Source organism: Candidatus Enterococcus avicola, assembly GCF_047470845.1.
Classification (GTDB): domain Bacteria; phylum Bacillota; class Bacilli; order Lactobacillales; family Enterococcaceae; genus Enterococcus_D; species Enterococcus_D casseliflavus.
The window spans coordinates 82839-94677 of the sequence record NZ_JBLGTY010000006.1 but is presented as its reverse complement, the minus strand read 5'-3'; the positions used below and the strand labels follow the sequence as shown (position 1 = coordinate 94677).

At 41.8% G+C, this 11839-nt stretch carries 10 protein-coding genes; 1 reads left to right on the top strand and 9 read right to left on the bottom strand.

Annotated elements, in window-relative coordinates; all coding sequences use genetic code 11:
- Nucleotide 1: 1 nt before the first annotated feature.
- Genes ACI3E5_RS07610 through ACI3E5_RS07600 form a run of 3 tightly spaced genes read right to left on the bottom strand, consistent with a single transcriptional unit; the run spans nt 2 to nt 3158 of the window.
- On the bottom strand, nt 2–835 hold the full coding sequence (locus tag ACI3E5_RS07610; RefSeq protein WP_005232200.1) for a carbohydrate ABC transporter permease: 834 nt from the start codon (nt 833–835) through the stop codon (nt 2–4).
- An 11-nt stretch (nt 836–846) separates the two neighbouring features.
- Nucleotides 847–1761, bottom strand: a complete 915-nt coding sequence (locus ACI3E5_RS07605; RefSeq protein ID WP_034872060.1) for a carbohydrate ABC transporter permease — start codon at nt 1759–1761, stop codon at nt 847–849.
- A 56-nt stretch (nt 1762–1817) separates the two neighbouring features.
- Complete coding sequence (locus ACI3E5_RS07600; protein WP_498855859.1) at nt 1818–3158, bottom strand: ABC transporter substrate-binding protein; 1341 nt, start codon at nt 3156–3158, stop codon at nt 1818–1820.
- A gap of 375 nt (nt 3159–3533) precedes the next feature.
- Here ACI3E5_RS07600 and ACI3E5_RS07595 point away from each other — a divergent pair, with 375 nt between their 5' ends.
- The gene (locus tag ACI3E5_RS07595; protein ID WP_498821246.1) at nt 3534–4424 is read left to right on the top strand and encodes an ArsR/SmtB family transcription factor; all 891 of its coding nucleotides are present in this window, start codon (nt 3534–3536) and stop codon (nt 4422–4424) included.
- A gap of 70 nt (nt 4425–4494) precedes the next feature.
- Here the strand turns inward: ACI3E5_RS07595 and ACI3E5_RS07590 are convergent, their stop codons facing one another.
- The 6 genes from ACI3E5_RS07590 to ACI3E5_RS07565 form a co-directional block, all read right to left on the bottom strand.
- On the bottom strand, nt 4495–6318 hold the full coding sequence (locus tag ACI3E5_RS07590) for an APC family permease (protein WP_498855858.1): 1824 nt from the start codon (nt 6316–6318) through the stop codon (nt 4495–4497).
- 217 nt (nt 6319–6535) lie between these two features.
- A complete protein-coding gene (locus tag ACI3E5_RS07585; RefSeq protein ID WP_498821251.1) occupies nt 6536–9238 on the bottom strand; it encodes a YhgE/Pip family protein in 2703 nt (900 codons plus the stop codon).
- Nucleotides 9239–9253: 15 nt separating this feature from the next.
- Nucleotides 9254–9478, bottom strand: coding sequence for a hypothetical protein (locus tag ACI3E5_RS07580; RefSeq protein ID WP_223347157.1), 225 nt, complete (start codon nt 9476–9478; stop codon nt 9254–9256).
- A gap of 47 nt (nt 9479–9525) precedes the next feature.
- Entirely contained in the window at nt 9526–10200 is a 675-nt protein-coding gene (locus tag ACI3E5_RS07575) for an HAD family hydrolase (protein ID WP_498821253.1), read from the bottom strand.
- A 46-nt stretch (nt 10201–10246) separates the two neighbouring features.
- Nucleotides 10247–11047: a pyrroline-5-carboxylate reductase gene (gene proC / locus ACI3E5_RS07570; RefSeq protein ID WP_008376116.1), complete on the bottom strand. Its 801-nt coding sequence runs from the start codon at nt 11045–11047 to the stop codon at nt 10247–10249.
- Nucleotides 11048–11108: 61 nt separating this feature from the next.
- Nucleotides 11109–11810, bottom strand: a complete 702-nt coding sequence (locus ACI3E5_RS07565) for a GntR family transcriptional regulator (protein WP_498821255.1) — start codon at nt 11808–11810, stop codon at nt 11109–11111.
- Nucleotides 11811–11839 lie beyond the last annotated feature (29 nt).

Genomic DNA, 11839 nt, shown 5'->3' with positions numbered 1-11839 from the left:
CTCACCCTTTCATTCCAGAAAGTGCAACTGATTCAATAATTTGCTTTTGAAAAATAATAAATACGATCAAAACCGGAAGTAATGAAACAACGGAAGCTGCCATAATCAACGGATAATCCGTTTGAATTGCATAGGCGGCATTTAAGTTTGCGATCACTACTTGCAATGTTTGTTTTTCTGGACTATTCAAGTAGATCAATGGTGCTAAGTAGTCATTCCAAGCGCCCATAAACCATAAAATAAATTGAGCAGCAACTGCTGGACGAATCAACGGGAAAATCAATTGGATAAAGGTTTGTAAATAGCCCGCCCCATCAATTTTTGCCGCCTCAACGATCGAATCAGGAATATTAGATAAATATTGTCGCAAAAAGAAAATCATCGTGATATTCCCAAACATTCCCGGAATGATCAATGGTAATAACGTATCAACCCAGCCAATTTGGGAGAACATCATAAATTGTGGGATCATCACCGCTGGATAGGGAATCATCAAAGCGGCTAAAAGAATTAGAAATAGCGCATCTTTATGCGGCATCCGTAATTTGGCAAATGAGAAGGCAGCTAAACTGGATGTCAGAGTACCTACAACAGTTACAGAAAGTGAAACGATCACTGTATTTTTAATCCCTGAGAACAAAGTGTCCAGCTCAGATAAACGTTTGTACGCATCAAATTGTACTGGGTCTGGAATCCATTGAGGTGGCAGCTGGAAGACGCCAGCTCGGTCTTTTAGCGATGTTGAGATCATCCAAAGTAACGGCCCCACCATAATAACTGCTCCAAGGGAGAGAATTAAAATAATGAGTACGTTGCTTATTTTCAGTTTTTTCATTCTTTTCCCTCCTAATCTAATTTATAGCTTGAACGATTGTTCATATAGAATTGGAATGCTGTTATCACAAAAACCAATACTGCTAGAATCAACGCCATACTGCTTGCATAACCCATTTGCCAATTTCTGAAAGCTTTTTGCCAGATATACCAAACGACCGTAGCACTGCTATATTGTGGTCCGCCAGTTGGTGTCATAATGTTTATTTCCGTAAAGATTTGTGAGCCGCCGATAATATTCGTAACGACTAAAAAGAAAGTGACTGGTCTAACCATCGGCCAAGTGATATTGCGAAACTTTTGAAAAGAAGAAGCACCATCTAATTCTGCTGCTTCATAAAAGGTTTTGGGTACACTTTGAATCGCTGCCAAGTACAAGAGCATCGAATAGCCCAAGCCTTTCCAAACAGACATAATAATAATTGCCGGTTTGACTGTTGATGGGTTTTGCAACCAGTTAGGGCCGCTGATACCGAAGATATCCAAGACCTGATTGACTAAACCAAAATCACCATTGTAAGCCCATTGCCACAAAATCGAAATGGCTGCTAATGATGAGATGACTGGAATATAATAGATTGTTCGAAAAATCGTCGTTCCTTTAATTCCTCTGCTCAGTGCTGATGCCAGCATAAATGACAAAATCAAACCGATTGGAATTCCTAACATCAAAAAGACGGTATTAAACATCGTCTTATAGAAGTACTCATCTCTAAAAAGCTTCTGAAAGTTCTCAAGACCGATAAAATTCATTTGCCCTAGACCGTTCCAATCTGTAAAGGCAGCATAAACCGAATAGCCCAAAGGTATCAATGAAAACAAAATAAATCCTAAAACTGGAAGTAGAACGAACAAGAAAGCAACTTTGTGCTCTTTTGCATAAAGACTATTTTTATTTTTTGTTTTTTTTATTTCCACTTGTTCCATTACGCGTCCCTCCATAAAAATCTTTGGGGTCACATAGATATGTGACCCCAGTGAGTCTATCTTGCTGTTTCTTGTTGGCGAATCGCTGAGTCTAGTTTTTCTTGCATCTTAGGTTGAACTTCTTTTAAATAATCCGCTGCCGTTTGATCTCCATCTAACACAGGTTGGATATTGATAAAGAATTCATCGTACCATTCTGCATTGTAGGTTGTTGCTACTGGCAAAGCGCGACCATAATCTTGGACGATGTCAATAAATTCTTGTTTATTATTAGGCACACTATCCGTATCAGAAGCCCATTCTTCAGCCATATCAATCAGGTTAGGAATTTGAATCTGTGCGTCTACTAATTGTTGTTGTCCTTCTTCAGATGCACTTAAATATTCAACTAATTTCACTGCTTCTTCTGGATGTTTGGTTTTGCTGGCAACACCAATTCCTAAAGAACCGATATACGTTGCAGATTCGCCTGTAGAGCCTGCTGGCCAAGGCATCAAGTCATACTCAAAATCTAATCCTGCATACGTACTCATATCCCAAGGTCCTACAGGAAAGAAAGCAATCTCCCCGTTCATCCATCTTTGATACGTATCCAATGTTTGTGCATCAGAAATTGAAGGGGTGAGTTCATGCACATTTTGCAGATCCGCAAACCATTGCAATGCTTCCGCAAATTCTGGTGTATCGACTGTAACGGTATCTTTGGCTTCGTTGATCCAATCTGCTCCGTTACTCCAAACAAAAGCTTGTAAACTCCAGTTTACGTTAAATCCTGTTGCCCATTGGTCAAGATTTCCATCTCCATCAGAATCCTTCGTCAACTGTTTAGATACTTCAACGAATTCATCCCATGTATAAGGCATATCTGTATCTGGCAAATCAATACCAGCTTCTTTAAACATGTCTTTGTTATATCCTAAAGCAAATGGTCCAACATCTTTTGGTAATCCATACAAAGCACCGCTACCAACTTTTTCACCATCATACCGATAACTGTTTACCCCATATTCCCAAATGTTTGAAAGATCAAAATCTGAATTCTCAATTTCATCCGTAATATCTAGCAAAACACCATTATCAACGTAAGCCATTAGATTGCTTTGTTCTACATAGAAAACATCGGGCATATTACCGCCTGAGATTGCCGCTTGCAGCTTTGTTGCATATTGATCAGCATCTGTGGCAATAATCTTAACGCTTACATCATTTTCTTCCTCAAATTGTTTAATTGCTGTTTCATAGGCTTTCTTCTCGTCCTCGCCGCCTCGAAACATAAACGTAATTTCTTTACTTCCGCTATCATCACCTGAACTATTATTACTGTTTCCGCAGGCTCCTAATACCAAACTACTTAAACCTAGAACTGCTCCCGAAAAAATAACCTTTTTGATGTTCATCTTTTCCATCCTCTCAAGTTTTATAGATATTTGCAGGTACGTTATCACATTTGTTCATTGACATCTCTTAAAAAAGACCTTACTAACTGCTCATAATAATTCCTAACACCTAAGATGTTTCCTATAAAGAAGCCTATAAACAATTCACAAAAACAAAACATAGAAATTGATGTTTGCAAACACTTTCAATTTACAAATAAATCATAACTTGATTTGTAATCGCTGTCAACAATATTTTGATTAATTTATTCAAGATAATATCTATATTAATTAATAAATATATTAATAACTAACGAAATAAACAACGCTATTTACACAAATTAGCAAATATGTTAACATTCAAGTAAATCAAACAGTTTATGCGGAGGTGACACGATGCAATTAGAAATCAATCAAGAAGCATTGCCTGTCTATGAGGCACTTGCCAGTAACGTGCGAATCAAAATCATTCAATTGCTGGCTAAAAACAAGATGAATGTCAAAGAGTTGGCACAAGAGTTGGGCTTAAGCAGCGCTATCATTACGATGCACATCAAAAAATTAGAAGAAGCCAAAATCATCAAAACAGAGCGTGTGGGGCAAAAAAAGATTTCCAGTTTAAGAGTGGATCATATCGATATCAACTTTCCTGAGAAAATCTTTAATGCCTTTGATACGAAAGAAACGGCGATACCGATCGGTCATTATACAAATTATTCGGTAGAACCAACGTGCGGGCTTGCTACTTCAGCTGATTTTGTGGGAATGGTGGATGAACCGAAGTTTTTCATGGATCCCCGACGAATGGATGCCCGCATCTTGTGGTTTACGAAAGGATTTGTCGAATACCAATCGCCAAACTTCTTAGCAAAAGAAGAAAAACTCGAAATGATGGAGATTTCAATGGAAGTTTCGTCTGAATTTCCTTTTTCCAATAACAACTGGCCGTCAGATATCACCTTCAGCTTAAATGGTGTGGAGCTTGGTACATGGACTAGCCCAGGGGATTTTGCAGATATTCGCGGCAAGTATACACCGGATTGGTATCCAGACAATCTCAATCAGTACGGGTTATTAAAGACGATTCGCATCATGGATCATGGAACCTACATGGAAGGTGTTCCTCTTTCCGCCATTACGATCAAGGATATACCTGCCTACGAAGATACGTGGCATTTAAAAGTGGAGGTCAAAGAAGATGCCGAGCATGTCGGCGGTTGTACCCTCTTTGGCAAGGGGTTTGGGAATTACGATCAAGATATCAAACTAAAAATGTTTTATAGCTAAAAAAAACGCTAGTCTTAGCGGCTGCCCCAAACATTTCTTTTGGGAATCAGGTCGCTAAACTAGCGTTTTGTTATTTCTTCAAATGGTAACTGTACGTACTTACAATGATGTTTTCACGCCAAGAGAGTCTGAAACGCAAGCGCAGGCTTGTTTGGTTGTGCAAAATATTTTGCCAGCGACGTCTTGGGACAAACTGTGGAATGATGACGGTCGTTGTGTAATTGTGTTTGGCTGCATTGCGGCTGACTAGATCCACATAACGCAAGATGGGATTTTCAATCGAACGATACGAAGAATGAACGACGGAGAAACGCACGTCTGGGAATTTTTGCTTAAATTCTTGTTCGATCTCTTTTTCTTTCTTCACATCTTCATCCAACGAGACGTGCATCGCCACGACATAATCACCAATCGATTGGGCATAGTTCAATGCGCCGATATTTACTCGGGTAACATTTCCGACGAGAACGATCACGGTATTTCCTTCATAGACATGCAGTGCTTCTTGTTTTTCCAATCGCAGCTGTTCTGCGACTTTTTTATAATGATCATGGATCTTGTAAAAGATATACAAGAGGATCGGCATGATAATGAAAAATGGCCAAATATCGCCTAAGCGATACACGAACAAGATGGCAATGATCGCAAAAGAAATCAAAGCCCCAATGATGTTGGCGATCGATTTAAAGAACCAGCCCTTGCCTTCTTTTTTCCATTTGACGACCATTCCGCTTTGGGATAGTGCAAAAGGAATGAATACCCCGATGGAATACAACGGAATCAAACGCTCGGTCGATCCTTGGAAGATAAACAATAGGACGATGGAACCAGCAGCTAAGGTGATAATCCCGTTTGAGTAGCCGAGACGATCCCCACGGTCTTGATACATGTGTGGCATATATTTGTCTTTCGCTAGGTTATACGCCAACACAGGGAAGGCGGAAAATCCGGTATTTGCGGCAACTGCTAAAATCAGCGCTGTGGCAAATTGCAAAACGTAGTACATAAACCCATGACCAAAAACGGCGGAACCGATTTGAGATAGAACGGTCACTTCTGTTTCTGGTACGATACCATACCAATAGTTGATAAAAGTGATGCCGACAAAGAAGAACCCTAAAATCGACGCCATGATCGTCAAGGTCGCAGCTGCATTTTTCGCCCGTGGTTTTTTGAAAAACGGCACAGCGTTACTGATCGCTTCGACCCCTGTCAAAGAAGAGGAACCTGATGAGAAAGCCCGTAAGATCAAGGCTACGGATACCCCAGGTACGACCGCTCCCGGTAGTGCGGTTGCATTTAACGGTTGCGCACCCGTTACGATATTGTACAAACCGACCACGATCAAGACTGTGATCACTGCGATAAAGGTGTAGACAGGAATCATCAAGAAGCTAGCTGATTCTCGCAACCCTCGCAGATTCATCATCATGATCAAGAGCACGATCACGACAGAAATCGCCACTTGATGACCGAACAACGCCGGCACAGCTGAAGTGATGGCTTCTGCCCCTGCTGAGACGGATACTGCCACTGTCAGCATATAATCGATCAACAGGGAGCCGCCGGCAATCAGGCCCGCATTTTCCCCTAAATTTTCACTACTTACTACATATGCCCCACCGCCGTGAGGGTAAGCATGAATGATCTGGCGGTAAGACAAGGTCAATGAAATCAAAAGAATAATAACAAAAGCAGCGATCGGCAATGAATACCAGATAGCAGCAGCGGAAAGTGCCACTAATACGACAACGATCTGCTCTGTCCCATAAGCAATCGAAGACAAAGCATCAGAAGATAGCAACGCAAGGGCCGCCGTCCGGCTCAGTTTTTGTTCATCATTCTCTGCGGATTTCAATGGACGTCCGACCAACAAACGTTTCAAATACTCCACTTTTTCTACACTCCTTTTCATGAAAAAATCCTTCGTTAAACTTGTAACGATATCCTCACAAATATTGAATTATCAAGACTGTATGCTACTCTTGTAACCGCGAAAAGTCAATGAAAATCAGATGAAAAAACGACCCTTTTTCCCTCTTTTGATTATTAGAAATTTCACGTGATGGCACAAAAGCAGAAAGAACAAATGCTCTTTCTGCTTTAAGATTTTAGTGGAAGAAATGACTTTCTTTGGAAATGTCACTTAGTTTCTTCGTAGAGTTGACTAGATAAGGATACGCGTACGTACCGACGATCCCAAAGACCAGGAACAAAATCGTTAAAATGATCAACTGCGGGATAGCATTTGGCCAATAGATCCCACCGGCTGATTCTCTTAACAGATTGACCGCATGGGTAAATGGCAGTAGCGGATTAATGAATTGGAAGAACTTCCCAGAGACTTGGATTGGGTAGTTTCCTCCCCCACCTGAAATGGAGAGAACCAAAATAATGATGGCGATCCCTTTCCCGAGGTTGCCGAACAGTCCCGCCAGTACGTAGACGATCATCATAAAGGCGAGTCCGACGAGTAATGCGAAGAAGACACTGTACACAGGGTTGTGGACATCGACGCCTAATAAAAACATATTTCCTAGGGTCACGATCAAACTTTGGGCAACTGCCATCGTCAAGAACGTCAGCATCCGTGCCACAAAGGTTTCACGTTGTGTAAAGCGTTTTTTGTCTTTCTTCTCTAAATGATACTCCGTTGTAGCGACACTTGACAACAATAATGCCCCTACCCACAAACACAATGCGGTATAAAATGGTGTGCTAGCTGAACCATTGTTGGCGATTGGATAGATTTCATTGCTCTTTAATTCCACTGGTTGTTTGAAGAAGTCAGCTTCATCCGTAGCATCAAGTTTCAATAATTTGATGACTTCCCCGAGATCGACTTCATTTTCGCCTGCTCTGATCGCATCAGCGGCTTTGTGGATGCCAGCTTTGATACTTGGCCAATCGTTATTGATTAAATCAACGGCCGCATCCAAGGCTTTTTCAACTTCTGGCAGTTTTTCATCCACCATCGCCATCGTAGAACTGATTTCTGATTTGATGGTTGGCCAATCGTTTTGCAAGAAGTTTACGGCCAGCCCTAACTTTTCTTCGACCACTGGCAATTCGTTGTTGTACAGGTCGGCTCCTTTATTGATGGCATTGACGATTTCATCCATATGACCATTCAGCATCGTATTGGCATCGTGCAATTCTTGTTTGATGGCAGGCAATTCTTTTTGGTATTTTTCCAAAATCGTCACGGCATTGCTGACCACTGATTTGGTGGAAGACAGCAACGAGTCAAAGTCGATTTCTTGAGCTTTTTTCAAGACATCTTCGGCAGTGGTGATGGTTTCGATTAGTTTGGTTAGAATGTCGTTGATGGTGGTGGTGATAGATGGTACATCAATCTCTTGCAGTAAACTTTCTATCTCATTAGCTAGTTCAGTTATGTTAGTAAGATATCCCTTCAATCCATCGACATCACTATTTTGAACAGCTTTTTTTGCCCCATCTAAAAGTTGAGATAAATTCGCCAAATGATTTTTCACAGCTTTTAGCTGACCAATCACGCCTTGAATTTGATCATTTCCAGCTGAACCTTCAATATTTTCTAGAAACGCAATTAAGGCATCTAGCATACTTTGTTGTTGCTGAATATTTTGCTGTAACCCATCAATCGTCTGTAAAATTGATTCTCGATCTTTTTCTAATTGGTCTTTATTGATGGACTCGTTTAATTTTTCGGACCATTTAGCTGTTGTCGAAGCAACTTGTTTAGCTGATTCAATCGTCACTTGCGCACTGCTAGAAATACTTGGCAAGGCATCTTTGAACTGTTGCGCCCCATCTTTGGTCGCGGTGGCGAAGCTGGCGGCTTGGTCACCTAGTTGTTCGATCTGTGGTAACGCTGCTTGAACTTGTTCGATGACTTGCAGTCCTTGTTTGGCGGTATCGATGCCGTCCGTCATGGTGCTGGCAATGTCATCAAAATCATCATCGATCATCTTCAATTGTTTGCCGGCATTTTGGATCTCTGGGATCTTCTCTTGCAAGGTCAAAATGATGCTGGCTTCTTTCTTCAATGTCGGCAGCTTATCGTTTAGGCCAATCAGTTTTTCCCCCATGGCATCCACTTGCGGAATATAATCGGTAAATTCTTCGGCTTTTGCGATCTTTTCTTTGATTTCTGGAAACTTATCGTGCAAGGTGACGATCTCTTTCGTATAACCGTCGATCGTAGCCAAATTGTCATCGGTATCTAAGATCATGGATTTGACTTTGTTGATGCTGACTAAGTTGGAATCAATGTCATAGCCGATTTCATTGAAGACTTTTATTAACGTGGAGCTGGCAGTCTCAATAAAGTTTTGTGAGATTTCTTCTTGAAGACTGCTGGCTCCTTTTTCGGTGATTTTTGGTGCGATGGCGTTGATTTTTTGGTTACTGTAATACTCGATCGTCGGTTTTTCAATTGTCCCGCTGGTAAAACTGATCAGATCATCTGAAAAATCAGCTGGCAGATAAATACCGGCGTAATATTTTCCTGATTTGACCCCTTCTACCAAGTCCTCTTTTGAATCCACGAAACGCCATCCTAACTGTTTGTTATCATGGAGGGTGTCGATGACTTCATCACCGATATCGATATGCTTGCCTTGAAATTCTGCCCCTTTATCCGCACTATACACGGCGATTGGCAATTCACTGGTGTTGCCATATGGATCCCAAAGTGCTTTGATATTGAACCACGCATAAAGCGAGGGTAAGATCATTAAGGCAATGATCAAAAATGCAGAGATTGGATTGCTGAAAATTCGTTTCCAGTCCAGTTTATATAAATAGAAAACATTCTTTAGTTTATTCATTTTTTTCTTCCCCCACTAGTTCTTCGTCGAAGGATAATTTACCATGTTTTTCCCCCGCCGCCAACGGCTACGATCGACCAAGAAAAGTCCTTTTGACAAATGGACGTTTTTGTCAAAATGAAACCCCTTTACTTTTTGTTTTTTTTCGCTTATTGTTAAACTTTCTTTAACTTTACCATGATGGCGAAAAACAAACCACTCATATCCTTTGAACTGTTTTTTTACCGGTCTTTTCTTCACAAAAAAAACTGCCTTTTTCTGCAACGAAAAGGAAGTTTTTTTAGGTGTTATTTCAGTTGATCCTTTGCCAATAAATCATACACATATTTCAGTGAGGTGGCTTCGCCATATAACTGAAGTCCGGCCTTTTCTTCTGGGGAGTAGACTTGATCAAAACTTTGATCGGGAATCAGCACGACATCAATCTCCGCACGTGTCGCAGCTGTTGCTCCCACAAGAGAATCTTCCATGACTAATGCTTTTTCTGCTGCGACTTGCGCTTTTTCTAAAGTCAGCAAGTAAGGTGCTGGATCAGGTTTATGGGCGGAGACATCATCGCCAAAGGTCTGATAGTCAAAGGCCTGCAACAAATCGAAATGCGCCAACAATTCAGAGGCTCTTTTTTTCATCGTCGAGGTGGCTAGTGCCGTTTGGAAGCCTTTCTCCCGAGCCAATGCAATGGTTTCTTTCGCATAGGGTTTAGTTTTGAAGGTGCCATCGGTTATTTGCTGGGCAATATAGACTTCCCGTTCTGCTCGTAATTCCTGCACCCGCTGCTGACCACCTACGAGGTCGGCTAATTTAGTGGCAGTCTGTTGCCAACTTTGACCACGCCAACCAAAAATATCAGCGGCTGTAATCGGAAGCTGATACTTTTTAAATAGAGCCAACCACCCATCAAAATAGACTTTTTCAGTATCGACTAACAATCCATCAAAATCAAAAATCAAAAGTTCTTTCATAAACGCTCCTTCGTTTTGCTAAGATTTTTTCCTCACTCACTGGGGATCAAGACATTTCCCGACTTTTGTCAGCAGCTGCTTGCACTGCTTTGATGACAGCCGCACGAAAGCCATTTTCCTCTAAGGTTTTGACTGCTTGGATCGTTGTGCCCCCAGGCGAGCTGACACGATCCTTTAAAACACCTGGGTGTTCCTTCGTCTCTAGTACCATCTTCGCTGCGCCTAATACCGCTTGAGCAGCAAATTCATACGCCATCGGCCGCGGCATACCTTCTGCCACTGCTCCATCTGCCAAAGCTTCAATGAATAAATACGTGTAGGCTGGCGAAGAACCACTGACACCAATGACTGCATCGATCATGCTTTCTGGTACTTGCTCGGCTTTCCCAAGGCTTTCAAAAAGTTGTTTGACTTCGTTGGCTTCGGCTTCCGTTACTTGACCGTTGGGGCTGATAGAAGACATCCCTTCGCCGACAAGTGCGGGGGTATTTGGCATGACCCGCACGATTTTGTGCGCACCGATGATTTCTTCCATTTGCGCGATCGTCACACCCGCGGCAATGGATACTAGCAAGTGTTCCTCAGTCAATCCTGCTTTTAAATCAGCAAGCAAGCGGGGAAAGACAAAAGGTTTGACTGCTAAGACGAAGATCTCTGCTTTTTCTGTGACATCCGCCAGCTTAGTTGTCCCAGTGATTCCGGTTTCTTTTTCTAATTGTGCCAACGTCGGCTCGTAGCGATGGTTATAAACCAAGATCTCTGCTGGTTCATACAGCTTTGCTGCAATCAAGCCGTTGATGATGGCTTTTGCCATGTTACCGGCTCCTAAAAAGGCGATTTTTCTCATGTATTTCACGCTCCACTTCTGATTTTGGTACCACTTTTTGCTAAAAAAGCCTAATCAATGACTAGGCTTCAAATTCGATCATATACGGATGCAAGGCAGTGTTATAGATCCCTTCTGTATATTCTACCACTTCTCCTTGTAGATCATACGAATAACGGGTTCGTTTCAAGGCAGCGATCTCCGGCGTGATCATAAACTTCTGTTGCTCTTCAGTCAACGTCGTTGCCACAAACGCATCTTGAAAGCGATCGATGATCATTCGATGTTCATCCAATAGGCGATACAATGATTTTTCTTCAAAGACCTCGATGGAGGTTCCCTTTAGTTGCTTTGGCAAATGGTACTCATAGTAAATAAAAGGTTGGTGGTCAAAATAGTACATGCGACGTAAACGCATGACTTCTTTGCCCATTAAAGAATACGCAGGGTGTTCAGGCGCAAGTTCGACTAATTCATAGCTGAGGTTTTTCTTTGTGTATTCCTTGCCGGTCTTTTCAAGCAATTGGCTAAACGTCGTGCCTTTTGACAGCTTGTTGTAGGGGCGATTGCTTAAAACCGTCGTCCCACGTCCGCTGCGTTTTTCCACATACTCATCTGCCGCTAACAATTCGATGGCTTTGCGGACAGTGATCTTGCTGACATTGAAGGTAGCTTCCAATTCTGTTTCCGTCGGTAAAAACGAACCAATCGGGTAGCGACCCGACATGATGTCTTCTTTGAGCTTATCGGCAACATCACGGTAAAGAATGTGTTTGCGTTTCATTGCTATCTCGCCTTTCTCTCATTGGATTG